Origin of the sequence: Streptomyces sp. NPDC053427, from assembly GCF_044544985.1 — a bacterium.
In the GTDB taxonomy this organism is placed as follows: domain Bacteria; phylum Actinomycetota; class Actinomycetes; order Streptomycetales; family Streptomycetaceae; genus Streptomyces.
The window spans coordinates 58,015-76,479 of sequence record NZ_JBITYA010000010.1; the positions used below are offsets into that span (position 1 = coordinate 58,015).

General features: G+C 69.6%; 12 protein-coding genes. 5 read left to right on the top strand and 7 right to left on the bottom strand.

The features are described 5' to 3' along the window. Positions 1-352: 352 nt before the first annotated feature. Complete coding sequence (locus ACIGWZ_RS26735; RefSeq protein ID WP_400068886.1) at positions 353-1,207, top strand: polysaccharide deacetylase family protein; 855 nt, start codon at positions 353-355, stop codon at positions 1,205-1,207. A 108-nt stretch (positions 1,208-1,315) separates the two neighbouring features. Here ACIGWZ_RS26735 and ACIGWZ_RS26740 read toward each other — a convergent pair whose 3' ends face one another. Further along, the gene (locus ACIGWZ_RS26740) at positions 1,316-2,626 is read right to left on the bottom strand and encodes an alpha/beta hydrolase (RefSeq protein ID WP_400068888.1); all 1,311 of its coding nucleotides are present in this window, start codon (positions 2,624-2,626) and stop codon (positions 1,316-1,318) included. A gap of 287 nt (positions 2,627-2,913) precedes the next feature. Next, positions 2,914-4,980, bottom strand: coding sequence for a PhoX family protein (locus ACIGWZ_RS26745; protein WP_400068890.1), 2,067 nt, complete (start codon positions 4,978-4,980; stop codon positions 2,914-2,916). Between the two features lie 357 nt (positions 4,981-5,337). On the opposite strand from ACIGWZ_RS26745, the gene ACIGWZ_RS26750 reads away from it, so the two are divergent. From ACIGWZ_RS26750 to metG, 3 genes are all read left to right on the top strand, one after another. Continuing rightward, positions 5,338-6,852, top strand: a complete 1,515-nt coding sequence (locus ACIGWZ_RS26750) for a VWA domain-containing protein (RefSeq protein ID WP_400068892.1) — start codon at positions 5,338-5,340, stop codon at positions 6,850-6,852. Positions 6,853-7,081: 229 nt separating this feature from the next. Further along, positions 7,082-8,674, top strand: coding sequence for an MFS transporter (locus ACIGWZ_RS26755; RefSeq protein ID WP_400068894.1), 1,593 nt, complete (start codon positions 7,082-7,084; stop codon positions 8,672-8,674). 152 nt (positions 8,675-8,826) lie between these two features. Next, positions 8,827-10,545, top strand: a complete 1,719-nt coding sequence (gene metG, locus ACIGWZ_RS26760; RefSeq protein WP_400068896.1) for a methionine--tRNA ligase — start codon at positions 8,827-8,829, stop codon at positions 10,543-10,545. A 152-nt stretch (positions 10,546-10,697) separates the two neighbouring features. Here the strand turns inward: metG and aspS are convergent, their stop codons facing one another. Then, complete coding sequence (gene aspS / locus ACIGWZ_RS26765; protein WP_400068898.1) at positions 10,698-12,494, bottom strand: aspartate--tRNA ligase; 1,797 nt, start codon at positions 12,492-12,494, stop codon at positions 10,698-10,700. A gap of 287 nt (positions 12,495-12,781) precedes the next feature. Between aspS and ACIGWZ_RS26770 the strand changes: the two genes are divergently transcribed. Continuing rightward, positions 12,782-14,941: a SpoIIE family protein phosphatase gene (locus ACIGWZ_RS26770; RefSeq protein ID WP_400068900.1), complete on the top strand. Its 2,160-nt coding sequence runs from the start codon at positions 12,782-12,784 to the stop codon at positions 14,939-14,941. Here ACIGWZ_RS26770 and ACIGWZ_RS26775 read toward each other — a convergent pair. From ACIGWZ_RS26775 to ACIGWZ_RS26790, 4 genes are all read right to left on the bottom strand, one after another. Further along, positions 14,875-16,029 (bottom strand): AI-2E family transporter, encoded by a 1,155-nt coding sequence (locus ACIGWZ_RS26775; protein WP_400068902.1) that lies wholly within the window; start codon positions 16,027-16,029, stop codon positions 14,875-14,877. The genes ACIGWZ_RS26770 and ACIGWZ_RS26775 overlap by 67 nt on opposite strands. An 88-nt stretch (positions 16,030-16,117) precedes the next feature. Then, on the bottom strand, positions 16,118-16,465 hold the full coding sequence (locus ACIGWZ_RS26780) for a hypothetical protein (RefSeq protein ID WP_400068904.1): 348 nt from the start codon (positions 16,463-16,465) through the stop codon (positions 16,118-16,120). A 265-nt stretch (positions 16,466-16,730) separates the two neighbouring features. Further along, a complete protein-coding gene (locus ACIGWZ_RS26785; protein ID WP_400068906.1) occupies positions 16,731-17,702 on the bottom strand; it encodes a pirin family protein in 972 nt (323 codons plus the stop codon). 177 nt (positions 17,703-17,879) lie between these two features. Continuing rightward, positions 17,880-18,356 carry an SseB family protein gene (locus ACIGWZ_RS26790; protein ID WP_046927143.1) on the bottom strand — a complete coding sequence of 159 codons (477 nt, stop codon included), beginning with the start codon at positions 18,354-18,356 and terminating at the stop codon, positions 17,880-17,882. Positions 18,357-18,465 lie beyond the last annotated feature (109 nt).

Below are 18,465 nucleotides of genomic sequence, written 5' to 3' on the forward strand. Positions count from 1 at the left end.
CTCCGCGGACGCACCCGACGCACCGGACGCGGACAAGCCCTCTCCCCGCCCGACACACAAGCATCCGACGGGACATCCGGCCTGGCACACCCGACGCAGGCACCCGACGCAGGCGCCCGACGTAGACACCCCACGTAGACACCCCACGTAGACACTCGACGTAGACACCCCGCCTATACATTCGGTGAATACACCCTATGTATAGTTCCTGAAGTCCGTTCGACCACTGGTCGGCGCGGTGGGTCATACCCCGCCGCGCCGCGCTGCGCCCTGCCCAAAATCGCAGGTCAGACCATCAACAGGGGCTCGGTCGCGGACGCCCGTACACCGCCCGCGTCCGAAAGAGACCCGCATGCCGAAGCAGAAGTCCGCGGTCCGCAGCACGTCCATAGCCGGGCTGCTGGCGGCCACCTCCCTGGTCCTGGCCCTCAGCGGCTGCGCCACGTACGACGTCACCGCCCCGGCCGACGCCCGCGCCGCCGCGACCGCGGACGGCAAGAACGCGGACGGCAAGAACGGTGACGCCAAGAACGGTGACGCCAAGAACGGTGACGCCAAGAACGGTGACGGCACCAAGAGCGCGAACGCCCCCGACGTCGACTGCAGCAAGGCCAAGTGCGTGGCCCTCACCTTCGACGCGGGCCCCAGCGAGAACACCAACCGCCTCCTCGACATCCTCAAGAAGGAGAAGGTGCACGCGACCTTCTTCATGCTCGGCAAGAACCACGTCGCCGAACGCCCCGCCGAGGTCAAGCGGATCGATGCCGAGGGCCATGAGCTGGCCAACCACACCTGGTCGCACAAGATCCTCACCGACATCGAGCCGGGCGAGGCGAAGCGGGAGCTCTCCCGCGTCCAGGACGCCGTAAAGAAGATCACCGGCAAGACGCCCCGGCTGATGCGCCCGCCGCAGGGCCGGACCGACGAGAACGTCTCCCGGGTCAGCAAGGAACTCGGCCTGGCGCAGGTCCTGTGGAGCGTGACCGCCAAGGACTACCAGACCACCGACTCCGCGCTGATCACCAAGCGGGTGCTGGACCAGACCGAACGCGACGGCATCATCCTGCTGCACGACATCTACAAGGGCACCGTCCCGGCCGTCCCCGGCATCATCGAGCAGCTGAAGAAGCGCGGCTACACGATCGTCACGGTCTCCCAGCTGCTCTCCCCGGCGAAGCCGGAGCCGGGCATGGTCTACCGCCCGTAGCGCCACGGGACAGCGGGAGACGGACGGCGCAAGGCGCCGTGCGACACCGCCACGGCATGCGAAAGGGGGCGCCGGACGAATCCGGCGCCCCCTTCGCTCACGCTCTCGTCAGCCCCGCGACTGCTCGGCCTCCACACGCTTGCGATCGGGCGCACCCGGCGACGCGGCCGGCGCGTTCGACGGCGGCGTGCCCCGCCCCGTGCCCGGGGCCTGCGACGGACCGGTCCCCGGATTGGGCGGCGGCTTGACGGCCTCGGTGTCCTGGGGGAACGTCAGCTGCTGGCTCATCCACTCCATGGCCGGAACCACCTCGCGCCGCCAGGTGGCGAACTGGTGGCTGCCGCGCGGCAGGATGATGGAGTCGACCGTCATCGGCGGCTTGGCGGCCTGGATGAACTTCATGGTGTCGCCGTAGTCCGGCTCACCCTTACGGCTGCTCGCCACCAGCGCGGAGATCTGCGGCGCGGGCAGGTGCTTCAGCCGCCACAGCAGATCGTGCTCCCGCTCGCGCTTGGCGCCCTCGATACCGGTGCCGAAGAGGCTGCCGGTGGTCAGGTCGTCCTTGATCGCGTAGTCACCGGAGAGCGAGACCGCCGAGGTGTAGATCTTCGGGTTGCGCATCGCCAGCTGGAGCGAGCACGTACCACCGGACGAGTATCCGAACGCGCCCCAGGCGCTGGGGTCGCGGCCGACCCGGTAGGCCGACTTCATCGCGTCCGGCAGGTCCTTGGTGAAGAACGTCTCGGCCTGCGGCCCGCCCGGCACGTCCACGCACTCGGTGTCCCGCGGCGGCGCGATGGTCGGCCGGACCATCACGATCACGGTCGGCTGCATCTTGCCCTGCGCGATCAGCCGGCCCGCGTTCTGCGGCACCTGGAGGTGCTGCGCGAGGTTCATGATGCCGCCGGGGTATCCGCTGATGACGACCATGACGGGGAACCGCTGGCGGCGGAACTGCGGCTGGAAGTACTGCGGCGGCAAATAGACGAAGCCCGGGTTGATGGCCCGGGTCCGGCGGCCGATGATCCGTACGGACTCGACCTTGCCCACCTTGTCGGGGGCGCCCTTGGGCAGACCGGTCACCCGATCGAGACCCTGGGGACCGGCCGGTTGGACCAGCCCGCCCTTGATGTTGCCGATCGAGGCGTACTTCCCGCCGTTCTGGCTCACGGACACCGGGGCCTGCTCATTGTTGCCCAGCAGCTCGTCCCAGCTGCCGTAGAACTCAAAGCTCGAATTCACCGCGAGAGCGAGCGCGCAGACGATCGACAGCTGGGTGGCCACGATGGCGCCGAGCCTGCCCAGCACCGGCCGGACCCCGCTCCGCGACAGCCGGGGCCAGAGCCAGACCGTGGCAGCCACACAGGCCAGAGCCAGCACGACCACCGTGATTTCGAGCGACTGACTGGTCAGCCCCATGCGCCCACATCTCCCGTCACCCCCGTAAGGGTTCTTGCCTACGTTCCGGCCGCCTAGAGGCACAACGGGCGGCTCGGGACAATGGTCACCGCAGAAGACGGGCGCACCTGCGAATCGGATACCTGAACGACTTAGTTCTTACCTATCTCTTGCTCAACCGTTTCCGGGGCGTGATGTGGGACGGCCGAGCGACGACCCGGGCGCCCCTTCCCCCGTCAGGGGCGCCCGGGTTGCACCGAGCGGCGGCCCGGCTGCCGATGCCGGCATCCCGAGCCGCCGCGGGCCTCTCACACGCCGATGTCGCGCCCGTCCTTGCGCCACACGCTCACCACGGAGGGCCGCACCAACGCCCCCGGCCCGTCCGGCCACTGCGACGCCGGCTTCTCCACGCTCGCCCCGTCCACCTCACCGGGATGCTGCACGGCCACCAGCACCCGCCGCTCCTGCACCAGCGGCCCGCAGGTCTCGGCTCCCGTAGGCACCGTCAGGAACTGCTTGACCTCACCGCGCCGGGGCCCCGCCGTGGCGACACCGAACAGTCCGTCGTGGCTGCCGAGCGCATTTCCGTCCGTGGAAATCCACAGATTCCCGTGCGCATCGAACGTGATGTTGTCCGGGCACGAAATCGGGCTGACCTGGTCCTTGGGGAACCCGCCGAAATACGTGGCGGGATCCGCGGGATCGCCGCAGACGAGGAACAGCCGCCAGTGGAAACTCCGGGCCGCCGCATCGCCGCCGCGCTCCGTCAGCTCCACGATCTGCCCGTGCTTGTTGGCGTTCCGCGGATTGACCTCGTCCGCCGCGGCCTTCCCCGCCTTGCCCCGGTCGCTGTTGTTGGTCAGCGCGATATACACCCGCCCGGTACGCGGACTGGGCTCGACGTCCTCCGGCCGGTCCATCTTCGTCGCGCCCACCTTGTCGGCGGCCATCCGCGTGAAGACGTAGACCTCTTCCGCGCTCATTCCCGGCACGAACGACGTATCGCCGCTCGCCAGCGGAATCCATTCGCCCGCGCCGTCGAACTCCCCGTCCGCCGGCAACTTCCCGGACCCGTCGATCTCCCCCGCCGCACTGTCGCCCGTGAACTTGGCGACGTACAACGTCCCCTCGTCCAGCAGCGTCCGGTTGTGCTCGCGCGCCGCCCGGCCGCCGCCGCGCCGCATCCTCTTCGCGGAGACAAACTTGTAGAAATAGTCGAATTTCTCGTCATCGCCCATGTAAAGGACGGGCCGGCCGTCATCCGTCAGCCGCGGCTCGGCCGCCTCGTGCTTGAACCGCCCCAATGCGGTCAACTTCCGCGGCGTGGCCTCCGGGTCGTACGGATCGATTTCCACGACCCATCCGAACCTGTTCACCTCGTTCGGCTCGCGCGCCACATCGAACCGCTTGTCGAACCGCTCCCACTTCCGCTGGCTGGCGGCGCCGGCAATTCCGTACCGCTTGAGCCGCTCGGCGACCACCGGATCGGTGACGGAACCCCCATTGGCGAAATACTGGTTGAAATTCTCCTCGCCCGACAGGACCGTGCCCCACGGCGTGATTCCGCCACCGCAGTTGTTGAGCGTCCCGAGAATGCGGGTGCCTTCGGGATCGGCCGAGGTCTTCAGCAGCTCGCTCCCCGCCGCCGGTCCGGTGACCTCGAACGGCGTCGTGCCGGTGATCCGACGGTTGAGACGGTGCCGGGTGACGGCCGTCAGCCGGCCGCTGCGCTCCTCCTCCTGCGTGACGAGTACGGAGATTCCGTGCGCCGCCCAGCCGATCTCCGCCTGTTCCCGCGTCGGGTTCTCCGCGTCGTATCCGGCGAACATCAACTGCTCGTCCGTGTACTCGTGGTTGATCACCAACAACTGGCGACAACGCTCTCCCGGCAGGTCCAGCACCGCCATGTAGTCGTTGTTGTAACCGAACTGCCCGGACTGCGCTTTGGCCGACTGCCGGTCCGGGTGAAAGGCCGGCGCACCCCGCAGAATCGGGTCGCCCCATCGAATGACGACATTCTGCGCATGCCCCTCGGGAACGACCACGGAATCAGCGGTATTCGGCGCAACCGCCGCAAACCGCAGCCCGCGCGCCGCTTTTCCGCCGTCCCGGCCGTGCCCCTTCGAGGCGGCCACGGCTTCCGGCGCCGCCCCCAAGCCTCCCGCTACGGTTCCGACCGCCCCCGCGACCGTCACCACCGCGGCCGCCCGCACCACCGAACGCCGCGACAGCGCACCGGCGATGACATCCCCGACATATTCGTTGTCGCTCACATTGGGTGTGTCATGAAAACAGGCATCGCCACAGCGATACCTGCACGTCATCGCCGAGCGCCCACCCGGATGAGAGCCGATCAACGGCAGGAACTTGCGCACGCTTCCCCCTGAGAACGACGAAGAACGGCGAAGAACGCCGAACAATTTGGCAACACCTTGGATTCGCCGTGACGCTATGGGTCGCGCCCCGCCGCACGGCGACGCAAACATGAACTCCTGATGAATCCCGGGCCGATACGATTCCGCGTGAGGCCGTACGAACGGTCAAGACCTGCCGTACGCAGGGTCAATGACCTGCCAAGCCCTGCACACCCCCAGATCGCCCGCCACACAAGGCGCGGGGTCCCACGGTGAGGCCGGTCCAGGCCGCTACCCTTACGTATCCGTCCTGGTCAGGGACATGTCCGGGCTTCACGGACATTCGCCGCACCCACCACCTGCAAGAAAGGTTCGCCGATGGGCATTCGGAGTCTGCTGCGCAACGCTTTCGGCCGCTCCAAGGCGGCCCGTGAAGAATCCGACGCGGCACCGAACGGCGCCGATGCGACACCGGAATCGGCGAGAATCCCGGAGGCCCGCGAGGAATCCACCCCGGCCGCCGCTCCGCTCGCTGAAGCCGAGGTCCCGGCCGCCCGGACGGCGCCCAACGAGTCCCCGGCCCCGACGACGGCCACTCTCCCCGCGCAGGGCAGCCCGGTGGACGCCGAAGCGGAGGCGGAGCCTTCGGTACGGGAGGAGGCCGCGCGGGACGAGAAGTCCGAGCCCGCGACGGACGAGCAGCCGGCCGTGGCCGAGGAGCCCGCGGTGACGGACGAGCCCGCGGTGGCCGACGAGCCCGCGGTGGCCACCGATCTCGCCGCCACCGCCGAGCCCGCCGTGACGGAGCCCGCCGAGGAGCCCGCCGCATCGGAGCCCAAGGAGGCTGCGGCGGACCCGGCAGCGGCCCCCGAAGGCCTCTCCGACCTCGTCAGCCAGGCCTTCGACCACCCGACGCCGGACCCGGTCACCAAGCCGGAGCCCGAGCCGGAGGCGGCGCAGGCAGCCGCGGCGGAGACCGAGGTCGAGACCGCGGCCGCCGCGGAGCCGGAGGCGGCCCCCGCCCCCGAGCCGAAGGCCGCCGCACAGCCCGAGGAACAGGCCCAGGAAGCGGCCGCCCAGGAGAGCAAGGACGCGGACGCGACGAAGGACGCGGCCGAGGAGGAGACCGAGGTCGAGGCCGAGGAAGAGACCGAGGACGCGACCGAGCGGCCGTCCCTCTCCCTCACCAAGGTCGAGACCACCGCCCCCGCCCTCGTCTCCCTCTACAAGTCCGCATCCGCCACGCTGGCGAAGCACAACCTCGCCACTCAGCGCGCCGCCGTCTACCTGGTCCTCGACCGGTCCGGCTCGATGCGTAACTACTACAAGGACGGCACGGTCCAGAACCTCGCCGAGCAGGCCCTCGGCCTCTCCGCCAACCTGGACGACGACGGCATCGTCCCGGTGGTCTTCTTCTCCACCGACATCGACGGCACCGCGGACCTCGATCTGACCAACTACGAGGGCCGCATCGAGGAGTTGCACGCCGGTCTCGGCCACATGGGCCGTACGAACTACCACTGGGCCATCAACGCCGTGGTCGAGCACTACAAGAAGTCCGGCTGCACCGCCCCCGCGTTCGTCATCTTCCAGACCGACGGCGCCCCGACCTCCAAGCCGGCCGCCGAGAAGGCCCTGTGCGAGGCGGCGGAACTCCCCATCTTCTGGCAGTTCGTCGGCTTCGGTGACCCGGAAGCCAAGGGCTTCGACTTCCTCCGCAAGCTCGACGACCTGGCCGTCCCGGAGAAGCGCATCGTCGACAACGCCGGCTTCTTCCACGCCGGCCGCGACCCCCGCGCCCTCTCCGCCGACGAGCTCTACCAGCAGCTGATGGTGGAATTCCCCGAGTGGCTCACCGAGGCCCGCACCGCCGGCGTCCTCAAGGACAACTGACCCGCACCCGGGACCACCGGACCACTCATCCTCACCGGCTGCGGCCGGGCCCCGCACCGGGCCCGGCCGCAGCCGTCGCCGTTCCCCCGCCGGGCATCCGTCACAGGAGGCGAGCCCCCACTCCGCTGCCTACGCTGAAGGGATGAAGCACCCCGTTCGACCGGGTTGCTCTTGCTATGGGCGACGGGATGGCCGGGGTGGCCGTACCAGCCGAGCGAGGCGGGTCCCCATGAGTGATGCGAGCGAGGGGAGCGGCGAGGGCGGCGCCGGGGGCGCCGCTCCCCCTCCCGGCGGCGGCTCCCGAACTCCCAGCTGGGCCGCACCCCCCGACCCCCGCCGCTGGTGGGCCCTCGTCGTGATCGCGATCGCACAGTTGATGGTGGTACTGGATGCCACCATCGTGAACATTGCGCTGCCCTCGGCCCAGCGTGACCTGGGGATATCGGATACGAACCGGCAGTGGGTGGTCACCGCGTACACGCTCGCGTTCGGCGGGTTGCTGCTGCTGGGCGGGCGGATCGCGGACCTGGTGGGACGGAAGCGGACCTTCATGGTGGGGCTGGTGGGATTCGCGGTCGCTTCCGGGCTCGGCGGGGCGGCGGGCAGTCCCTGGTTGCTGTTCGGGGCGCGGGCCCTGCAGGGGGCGTTCGGGGCGTTGCTGGCGCCGTCCGCGCTGTCGTTGCTGACGACCACCTTCACCCTCGGCAAGGAGCGGAGCAAGGCGTTCGGGATCTACGGGGCCATTGCGGGCGGGGGCGCGGCCATCGGGCTGATCGCGGGTGGGCTGCTGACCGAGTACCTGGACTGGCGCTGGTGCCTGTACGTCAATGTCCCGGTCGCCGCCGTCGCGCTGGCCGGGGCCACGGTCCTTCTCCACGACAACCGCGAGCGTGGCGGCGCCCGGCTGGACGTACCCGGTGTGCTGCTGGGCTGCGGCGGACTGCTCGCCCTCGTCTACGGATGCAGCGAGGCGCGTCCGCACGGCTGGGGGGACGGCCGGGTCATCGGGCTGCTGGTGGGCGGTGCGGCGCTGCTCGCCCTGTTCGCCCGGTGGCAGACGCGGGCCCCTTACCCGCTGCTGCCGCTGCACATCGTGCGGGACCGCAACCGCGGCGGCGCGTTCCTGACCATGGCCCTGGCGGTCATCGCGCTGTTCGGGATGTTCCTGTTCCTGAGCTATTACCTGCAGACCGTGCTCGGGTATTCGCCGATCAAGACGGGGCTGGCGTTTCTGCCGATGACGGCGGCGATCATCATCGGCTCGACGCAGATATCGGCGCGGCTGCTGCACCGCCTCCCGCCCCGGCTGCTGATGGTTCCCGGTGCGCTGCTCGCCGCCACCGGCCTGCACACGCTGACGTATCTGACGGCCCGGCCCGCGTATGTCTCACACGTCCTGCCCGCCGAGCTTCTCGTCGGTCTGGGGATGGGACTGATCTTCATGCCGGTGCTGGCGACGGCCACGTCGGGGGTCGCGCCGCAGGACTCCGGGGTCACCTCCGCGACCGTCAACACGGCCCAGCAGGTGGGAGGTTCGATCGGTACGGCGCTGCTCAACACGATCGCCACGTCGACGAGCGCGTCGTTCATCGCCGCTCATCTTGCGCATGCGGCACGGCGGACCGGCGGCCACGGGGTTCCCCCCGCGCTGCGGAACGGGATCGTGAAGAACGGGTTGGTGGACGGTTTCACCGTGGCGATCGGGGTGGGCTCGGCGATCATGCTGCTGGCCGCGCTCACCGCGGGGCTGATGGTCAATGCCCGGCCCCCGAAGCAGGCCGTTCCCGCTCCACCGGCCCGCGTCTCGGGCGCCCGCCGGTAGCCCACGGCGCCGCACCGGCCGCGGGAGGGGGAGCCCCGGCCGCCCCGGAGAGCCGGAAAAGCCCGCGCAACCCCGCACCCCCCGTCCAGTACGATATTGACGTTTGGTAAAGCAAATCATCACTCACCGTAGCGACTTGGGAGCAGCCGGCAATGGCTCGACACCTCATCACCAGCGCCCTTCCGTATATCAACGGGATCAAGCACCTGGGCAACATGGTGGGGTCCATGCTCCCGGCCGATGTGTATTCCCGGTATCTGCGGCAGCGCGGGCACGATGTGCTCTACATCTGTGCGACGGATGAGCACGGCACCCCCGCCGAGCTGGCGGCCAAGGACGCGGGGCAGTCGGTCGACGCGTTCTGCGCGGAGCAGCACGAGAAGCAGAAGGCGATCTACGACGGCTTCGGGCTGGCGTTCGACTACTTCGGGCGGAGCTCCTCGCCGGAGAACAGGGAGCTGACGCAGCACTTCGCGCGCAAGCTGCACGAGAACGGCTTCATCGAGGAGCGGGCGATCCGCCAGGTCTTCTCGGTCGCCGATGACCGCTTCCTGCCGGACCGCTACATCGTCGGTACGTGTCCGCACTGCGGCTACGACAAGGCGCGCGGCGACCAGTGCGAGAACTGCACCCGGGTGCTGGACCCGACCGATCTGATCGACGCGCGGTCGGCGATCAGCGGCAGTGGTGATCTCGAGGTGCGGGAGACCAAGCACCTCTTCCTGCTCCAGTCGAAGCTGCAGCACGAGGTCGAGGGCTGGCTGGAGGGCAACGGCAGCAAGGAGTGGCCGACCCTCGCCTCCTCCATCGCGCACAAGTGGCTGACCGAAGGCCTCCAGGACCGGGCGATCACCCGCGACCTGGACTGGGGCGTTCCGGTGCCGGCCGACGTCTGGCCGGAGCTGGCGGCCGAGGGCAAGGTCTTCTACGTCTGGTTCGACGCGCCGATCGAGTACATCGGGTCGACGAAGGAGTGGGCGGACCAGGCTCCGGAGGAGCGCGACTGGAAGTCGTGGTGGTACGAGGCCACCGACGTCCGGTACACGGAATTCATGGCCAAGGACAATGTGCCGTTCCACAGCGTGATGTTCCCGGCGACGCAGATCGGCACCCGCGAGCCGTGGAAGAAGGTCGACTTCCTCAAGGCCTTCAACTGGCTGAACTACTACGGCGGGAAGTTCTCGACGTCGCAGCGGCGCGGGATCTTCACGGACGCGGCGCTGGAGCTGCTGCCGGCCGACTACTGGCGCTACTTCCTGATCGCCAACGCCCCGGAGTCGGACGACACGTCCTTCACCTGGGAGCTGTTCTCGTCGTCGGTGAACAAGGACCTTGCGGACACGCTCGGGAACTTCGTCAACCGGGTGCTGTCGTTCTCGCGGAAGCGGTTCGGGGACGAGGTTCCGGCGGGCGCCGAGGCCGGGGCCGCGGAGCAGAAGCTGGGCGAGGAGATCGCCGGGCTGCTGGCGGAGTACGAGGGCCACATGGAGGCCCTGCAGTTCCGCAAGGCGTCGGCCTCGCTGCGCGCCCTGTGGAGCGCGGGCAACTCCTACCTCGAGGAGAAGGCCCCGTGGCTGGAGATCAAGACCGACAAGGACGCGGCGGCACTGACGCTGCGTACGGCGATGAATCTGATCCACCTGTACGCGGTCGTCTCCGAGCCGTACATCCCGGCGTCGGCGAAGGCGATGCGGGGCGCGTTCGCGCTGGAGAACGACACGGCTGTGTGGGTCTCCCAGGACGAGGCCAAGGCGCTGGCGTCCGTACCGGCCGGGACGCCGTTCACGGTGCCGCCGGTGCTCTTCGCGAAGATCACCGAGGATGACCTGGCGGCGTACCGGGAGCGGTTCGGCGGGGATGAGACTGCCTGAGCGGCAGCTGTAGCGCACGGCGACGCCCCCGGACCGGGTTCGGTCCGGGGGCGTCGTGCAGGTAAGGACCCTGCGTGGGGCCACCGTCGCCCCAACGGAGAGGGCCCGGAAACGTCCTCGGTCCCGGGCCCTCTCTCATGTCACGTCGTGCGTCACTTCGTCGGCTTGTACGGAGTCGGCTTCGCCGGGCCCTTGCGGATGTTGAGGTGCAGCTCCTTCAGCCGCGCCTCGTCGACCTCCGACGGGGCGCCCATCAGCAGGTCCTGGGCGTTGCCGTTGAGCGGGAAGGCGATGGTCTCGCGGATGTTGGGCTCGTCCGCGAGCAGCATGACGATCCGGTCGACGCCGGGGGCGATGCCACCGTGCGGCGGGGCGCCGAACTTGAAGGCGCGGAGCATGCCGCCGAACTCGGCCTCGACGGTCTCCTTGTCGTAACCGGCGATGCCGAAGGCCTTGTACATGACCTCGGGCTCGTGGTTACGGATCGCGCCGGAGGACAGCTCGGTGCCGTTGCAGACGATGTCGTACTGCCAGGCCAGGATGTCCAGCGGGTCCTTGGTCTCCAGCGCCTCCAGGCCGCCCTGCGGCATGGAGAACGGGTTGTGGGAGAACTCGATCTTGCCGGTGTCCGGGTCCTTCTCGAACATCGGGAAGTCGACGATCCAGCAGAACCGGAACTCGCCCTCGACGAAGTGGCCGGCGCGCTTGGCGGCCTCGACGCGGACCGCGCCCATGATCTTGGAGACCTCGTCGAACTCGCCGGCGCCGAAGAAGACGGCGTGGCCGGGCTTGAGGTCCAGGGCGTCGACCAGCGACTTGATGTCGTCCTCGGTGAGGAACTTGGCGATCGGGCCGGTCAGCACCGTCTTCCCGGCGTCCTCGCCGACGCGGACCCAGGCCAGGCCCTTCGCGCCCTGCTGGACGGCGAAGTCACCCATCTGGTCGAAGAACTTCCGGGGCTGCTCGGCGGTGTCCGGCACGGCCAGGGCGCGTACGTGCTTGTCCGCGAAGGCCTTGAAGCCGGAGCCCGCGAAGACGTCGGAGACGTCGACCAGCTCCAGCTCGGCACGCAGGTCCGGCTTGTCGGAGCCGTACTTGAGCATCGCCTCGCGGAACGGGATGCGGGGGAAGGGGGAGGTGACCGCGCGGCCGTTGCCGAACTCGGTGAAGAGCTCGGTCATCAGCTTCTCGACGGGCCGGAAGACGTCCTCCTGCTCGACGAAGCTCATCTCGATGTCGAGCTGGTAGAACTCGCCGGGCGAGCGGTCGGCACGGGCGTCCTCGTCGCGGAAGCAGGGCGCGATCTGGAAGTAGCGGTCGAAGCCGGCGATCATCAGCAGCTGCTTGAACTGCTGGGGGGCCTGCGGCAGCGCGTAGAACTTGCCGGCGTGCAGACGCGAGGGGACCAGGAAGTCGCGGGCGCCCTCGGGGGAGGTCGCGGACAGGATCGGGGTCGCCATCTCGTTGAAGCCGAGGGCCACCATCTTGTGGCGGATGGCGGAGATGACGGCAGTGCGCAGCATGATGTTGCGGTGCATCCGCTCGCGGCGCAGGTCGAGGAAGCGGTACTCCAGGCGCCGCTCCTCGTTGACGCCGTCGTCCGCGTTGATCGTGAACGGGATCTGGTCGGCGGCGCCGAGCACCTCGACCTCGGAGACCTCGATCTCGACCTCGCCGGTCGGCAGGTCGGGGTTGACGTTGTCCGCGCCGCGCGCGCTGACCCTGCCGTCGATGCGGACGACGGTCTCCTTGGTCAGCGAGCCGAGGACCTCGTTGGCGGGGGTGCCGGGGCGGGCGACGAGCTGCACGAGACCGTAGTGGTCGCGCAGATCGATGAAGAGGATGCCGCCCAGGTCACGTCGATTGTGCAGCCAGCCGCTGAGGCGGACGTCGGTGTCGACGTCCGCGGCCCGGAGCTCGCCGCAGTTATGGGACCGGTACCGATGCATCGCTCATCCAAGTCGTCGCGATCGAGGTGGGGAGTTGTGGGAGGGATCCGACCACACGACGGAAACCGAACGCGGGGCTCGGACGCCTGGTCGCTCACTCCGTGGATCACCCGAAAAAGGCCACCCCAGGATTGACATAACCGCTCCAGGTTACCGTCCCCGGCCACACCGCTTCATTGACATATCCCGAAGACGATCCCCCGAGGTGAAGCGGGGCGGCGCGGCTGGGACGGTGATCACGTCCGGCTCGCTGGTCGAGCCGCGCAAAATCCACCTAAAGTGATGCAATGCGCACCGAGGAGCTTCTGGCCGCCATCGCGACCGGCCTGTGGCGCTGGGACAACGCATCGGGACGGGTGACCCTCGACGCCGAAGCGGCCCGGCTGCTCGGGCTGCCCGCGGCGCCGGTGAAGCTCAGTGAGGCCGCCGTACGCTCCCGTTTTCATCCCGTCGACTTCGCGGAGATCAACGGGGTGGTGCAGCTCGCGGTCTCCGAGGAGACGGTGGCCGAGGCGCGGCTGCGCATCGTGGACGAGCGGGGCCGGGTGCTGCGGATCGTGCGCACGCGCTCCCGCCCGCTGCGGGTGAACGGCGATTTCGAGCTGGTCGGCACGCTGCAGGAGGTGCCCGAGGCGCAGCCCGGCACCTCCGCGGGCGACACCCCGATCACCGGTGACTGGCGGCGTTCGCGCGAGGCGTTCCTGCTGGACGCGGGCCGGGCTCTGGCGGAGGCGCGGTCCACCGCCGAGGTGCTGCGGGTTGCTGCCGGGCTGTCGATGCCCGGGTTCATGCCGGACGGCCTGGCGGTCTTCGGCATCGAGGGCGACCGGGTGTCGGTCATCGGCCATCACGGGCACGAACCCGGCGACGAGCGGCCGTTTCTCGATATGCCGCTGGCCACCGAATACCCGGCCGCCGAGGTCATCCGTACCGGGCGGGCGATCTATCTGCCCACGCCGGACGACTACCGCCGCCGGTATCCCGCCACCTGGCCACTGGCCGCTCCGTTCGGGCGCACCTCGTGGGCGTTCCTGCCGCTGGTGAACGCCGGACGGACGATCGGGGCCTGGATGGCGGGGTTCGCGCAGCCGGTCACCTTCTCGCCGGACGAGCGCTCGGTGCTGACGACCGTCGCCCGGATGCTGGCGCAGGCGCTGGCCAGGGCCGGGATGCAGGAGTCGCAGCAGGAGCTGGCGGTGGGGCTGCAGCGCAGCATGCTGCCGACCGTGCAGCCGGACATCCCCGGCATGACCGTGGCCGCGCGGTACGTGCCGACCGGCGGCGGGCTCGAGGTCGGCGGCGACTGGTACGACATGATCCCGCTGCCGTCCGGGCGGACCGCGCTGGTCATCGGGGACGTCCAGGGGCACGACGTACGGGCCGCGGGCCTGATGGGGCAGCTGCGGATCGCCCTGCGCGCCTACGCCTCCGAGGGCCACCATCCCGACGCGGTGCTCTCCCGCGCCTCCCGCTTCCTGGCCGGGATCAATGAGACGGAGGCCCGTGGGCAGGTCCAGGACCAGCGCTTTGCGACCTGTCTGTACATCGAGGTCGACCCGGCGACCGGGCTGCTGGACGTCGCGCGGGCCGGCCACCCCGACCCGGCGGTGCGGCTGAGCGACGGCACCCTGCTGGTGCGCCCGACCGCGGGCGGACTGCCGCTGGGCATCGACCCGGACACCGACTACCCCACGACCAGGTTCGTACTGGAGCCCGGCGAGACGATGCTGGTGTGTACCGACGGGCTGATCGAGACCGGCGGTCACGACCTGGAGACCGGCTGGGCGCGGCTGCGGAACATCATCGAGGAGTACGACGGCGGGGCCTACCCCGAGGGCCTGGAGAAGATGGCCGACGCCCTGGTCCAGGCCGTGCACGGGCCGTCCTCGCACCACACCACCGGGCCGCTGGTGGACCGCCGCGAGGACGACATCGCGATGCTGCTGCTGTACCGCGAGGGCGGCAGCTGCGGGGTGGGCGCCGGCGGCCCGTCGGCGCAGCAGCCCGTACGGCGCACCGTCCTGTCCGTGGCGCAGGCCGAGCCGGAGCGGATAGCGGAGGCACGGGCACAGATCCGGGACGTGCTGCACGACTGGGCGGACGCGGATCAGGTGGACTCCGCGGTGCTGATGGTCTCCGAGATGGTCACCAACGTCCTGATGCACACCGACGGCGACGCGCTGCTGGTCGCCGAGATTTCCGGCGAGCGGGGCGGCCGCCGCATACGGGTCGATGTCGCCGACGGCAGCGACGAGCTCCCGCACCGCCGCAGCCCCGGCGAGCTGGCGTCGTCGGGGCGCGGACTGGTGCTGCTGGAGCTGCTGGCCGGGGCGTGGGGCGTGGACCCGCGCGGGGACGGCAAGTCGACGTGGTTCGAGCTCTACGAGGACGCGGGGGACGGCGGCGTGGCGTCGGCCGGCCCGTCCGTGCCGGAGCCCGCCGCGTAGTGCAGACGTAGCTCGTGGAGGACGCCGGAGACGGCGGCGGTCAACGGTACCGACAGCAGCATGCCGAGGATTCCGGCGACGCTCGCGCCCGCGGTGATCGCCAGCATCACGGTCGCCGGGTGCATCTGGACCGTACGGCTCTGGATCATCGGCTGCAGGACATGGCCCTCGAGGACCTGCACGGCCAGTACGACGCCGAGCGCCCAGAGCGCGATGGCGAAGCCGCGGTCGGCCAGCGCGACCAGGATCGCCACCGCCCCCGAGATGAAGGCGCCCAGGTAGGGGATGTAGGCGCCGACGAAGACCAGCGCACCCAGACCGACGGCACCCGGTACCTGAAGGATCAGCAGCCCGACGGTGATGCAGAGGGCGTCGATCAGCGCGATGAAGGTGGTGCCGCGCATGAAGCCCTCGATGCTCTGGAAACCGCGGCGGGCCATCCGCTCCAGCTGTGGCGCGGAGCTGCCGGGCGCCCAGTCATGCAGCGCCCGGACGGCCTTGTCGGAGTCGCGCAGGAAGAAGAACGTCAGCAGCAGGGCGAGGACCGCCGCGGCGATGGCCTGGCCGACGACGCTGACGCCGGCCAGCAGGCCGGAGGCCGCGGTGCCGCCGAACTTGGTGACCAGGTTCTTTGCATTGGAGGCGAGGTCGTCGAGCGAGGTGCCGGCCGTACCGAAGTACTTGGAGAGATCCTTGGCGGCCTGCTTGAGCGAGGCGATGATCTGGTCACCGCTGTCGATCAGGGCGCTGACCACGATGTATCCCGCGCCGCCGACCACGATCAGCAGGACGGCGCAGGTCAGCCCGGCCGCCAGCGAGCGATTGAGCTTCATGACCACCAGCCGCCGGTAGAGCGGCCCGAGCAGCCCGCTCCCCAGCAGCGCCAGCAGTACGGGCGTGACCGCCGCGCTCAGCTCGACACACAGCCATACGCCGAGGGCCAGGACGGACGCGACCAGCAGCCCCACCGCGCACCAGGCCGCGGCGCGGCGCGCCTCGATGGGCAGCAGCGGTGCTTCCGCCGACGACCGGCCGCGCCCCGCACCGCCTTGGCCATGAACCGAGCCGTTGTCAGAGTCGTTTCGCACCGGGACAGTCCACCACGCGGGGCGGCCCCGGCACCCGGCCCGAAACGGGCGGGGCGCCGTTTCACGTGAAACACCGCCCCGGCGGTCCTCACTGCCACCCGCCCTCGCGGTCGCGGTAGTAGGGCAGCCAGAGGTCGCGGTGGTCCGGTCGCCATCTCTCGCGGTAGTGCGCATCATCGGCGAACGGCAGGGCCAGCGCGCGGACGGCGGCGCACGGCCATCTTTCCTCGGGGCAGGGCCGCCATTCCTCAGGCTCGCGCCAGCAGACTTCGCACCCCCAGAGGAACACACAGGCGCCCATTTGGTTGGGCCTGGGACGGTCGTACTCGACGGGAACGCGCGTGGGCAGATGCCCCTCCAGCACCGCCACGCCCTCGTCATCCAGACGCTCCAGCAAGAAGTCGATCAGTTCGTCGATCCACTCGTGCCCCGGCATCCCGGCCGCACCTCCCGCCCTCACTCGGCAGCCGCATGCGCAGGGGCGGTGTTTCACGTGAAACACCGCCCCTGACAACGCCGTTGGCGATCCTACCGAGATGCCACCGCTCCCTCTCGTCATCCACCGGGTGCCGCCCTAGCGGAGGCATCGGAGCAGGGGCTGGATTACGGCATCAGACCTGGGGATGACGCCCCGGGACCGCAGGGCAACGGGCCCCGTCCGTCTCCGGAAGGGGCCCGTTCCCGTACGGTCCCGGCGAGGCCTACAGTCCGCCCTCGGACATCCCGTGCACGGCCGGGATCGTGCCCAGCCGCCCCTTCTGGAAGTCGTCGAACGCCTGCTGAAGCTCTTGCCTGGTGTTCATGACGAACGGCCCGTAGTGCGCCATCGGCTCCCGGATCGGCCGACCGCCCAGCAGGACGACCTCGAGATCCGGCGCATGAGCATCCTGCTTCTCGTCCGCCCGAACGGTCAGCGACGAGCCCGCGCCGAACACGGCCGTCTGGCCCAGATGGACCGGCTGGTGCTCCGTGCCGACGGAACCGCGCCCGGCGAGCACGTACGCGAGGGCGTTGAAGTCCTCGCGCCACGGAAGCGTGATCTCCGCGCCCGGCGCGAGCGTCGCGTGGATCATGGTGATCGGCGTATGCGTGATGCCCGGCCCGTTGTGGCCGTCCAGCTCGCCCGCGATGACACGCAGCAGTGCGCCGCCGTCCGGCGACGTCAGCAACTGGACGGTGCCGCCGCGGATGTCCTGGTAGCGCGGCGTCATCATCTTGTCCTTGGCCGGGAGGTTCACCCACAGCTGGAGGCCGTGGAAGAGACCGCCGGACATGACCAGCGACTCCGGCGGCGCCTCGATGTGCAGCAGGCCCGAGCCGGCCGTCATCCACTGGGTGTCGCCGTTGGTGATGGTGCCGCCGCCACCCTGGCTGTCCTGGTGGTCGAAGATGCCGTCGATGATGTAGGTGACGGTCTCGAAGCCCCGGTGCGGGTGCCACGGGGTCCCCTTCGGCTCCCCGGGCTGATAGTCCACCTCGCCCATCTGGTCCATCATGATGAACGGGTCGAGGTACTTGTAGTCGATGCCGGCGAACGCCCGGCGCACCGGGAAGCCCTCGCCCTCGAATCCGCTCGGAGCCGTGGTCACGGCCAGCACGGGACGGGTGTGCGCCGCGACGGGTACCGCCACACGCGGCAGGGTCAGCGGGTTCTCTACGGTCACAGCGGGCATGACGGCCTCCTCGGTCGTTCGCCATCAACTTAGTTGAATGCTTAACAACTAGCAAGGCATGCGACATTCCCGATCGCTGCGAGTCAGCGTTTTCGCAGGTCAGGTGAGGGTGAGGCCGACAAAGGGAGACACAGCGGCCGCCCGGCGAGCCACCGGCCGGCCGCGGAGCGAACGCGGCTAGCCGTACATGCGGCGCATCGCGAAGTCCACCATCTGCTCCACGGCCTTCGCATCGAAGACCATCCGGTGATCACCCTCCATGTCGAGGACGAAGCCATAGCCGGTGGGCAGCAGATCGAGCACCTCGGCGCCGGTGATCACGAAGTACTTGGACTCCTTGCCCGCGTACCGCCGCAGTTCCTTGAGCGAGGTGAACATCGGGATCACGGGCTGCTGGGTGTTGTGCAGCGCCAGGAACCCGGGATTGTCGCCGCGCGGGCAGTAGATCTTGGACGTGGAGAAGATGCCCTGGAAGTCCTCGGCCGACATCGAGCCGGTGGTGAAGGCGCGCACCGCGTCGGCGAGGGAGGGCGGGGACGGCTCGGGATACAGCGGCTGCTCGCCGTAGCCCCCGGGGGCCGGTTGCTGCGGCGGGGGCGGCGGCGCTCCGTACTGCTGCTGCCCGGCACCCGCGTTCTGGTCGTAGCCGTACATGCGCCACAGCGTACTGATTCGGCGATTGCCCGGGGGACGCTCGTCACAGATGGGCGTTTAGGGTTGCTTGTTATTACCGACGGGTAGCATCATCGTAGCTACTAGCTGG

What these genes read in the sequence shown, in the direction of transcription:
- ACIGWZ_RS26735 (WP_400068886.1), top strand. Translation starts at nt 353, where the DNA reads ATGCCGAAGCAGAAGTCCGCGGTCCGCAGCACGTCCATAGCCGGGCTG.
- ACIGWZ_RS26740 (WP_400068888.1), bottom strand. Translation starts at nt 2,626, where the DNA reads ATGGGGCTGACCAGTCAGTCGCTCGAAATCACGGTGGTCGTGCTGGCT.
- ACIGWZ_RS26750 (WP_400068892.1), top strand. Translation starts at nt 5,338, where the DNA reads ATGGGCATTCGGAGTCTGCTGCGCAACGCTTTCGGCCGCTCCAAGGCG.
- ACIGWZ_RS26755 (WP_400068894.1), top strand. Translation starts at nt 7,082, where the DNA reads ATGAGTGATGCGAGCGAGGGGAGCGGCGAGGGCGGCGCCGGGGGCGCC.
- metG (WP_400068896.1), top strand. Translation starts at nt 8,827, where the DNA reads ATGGCTCGACACCTCATCACCAGCGCCCTTCCGTATATCAACGGGATC.
- aspS (WP_400068898.1), bottom strand. Translation starts at nt 12,494, where the DNA reads ATGCATCGGTACCGGTCCCATAACTGCGGCGAGCTCCGGGCCGCGGAC.
- ACIGWZ_RS26770 (WP_400068900.1), top strand. Translation starts at nt 12,782, where the DNA reads ATGCGCACCGAGGAGCTTCTGGCCGCCATCGCGACCGGCCTGTGGCGC.
- ACIGWZ_RS26780 (WP_400068904.1), bottom strand. Translation starts at nt 16,465, where the DNA reads ATGCCGGGGCACGAGTGGATCGACGAACTGATCGACTTCTTGCTGGAG.
- ACIGWZ_RS26785 (WP_400068906.1), bottom strand. Translation starts at nt 17,702, where the DNA reads ATGCCCGCTGTGACCGTAGAGAACCCGCTGACCCTGCCGCGTGTGGCG.
- ACIGWZ_RS26790 (WP_046927143.1), bottom strand. Translation starts at nt 18,356, where the DNA reads ATGTACGGCTACGACCAGAACGCGGGTGCCGGGCAGCAGCAGTACGGA.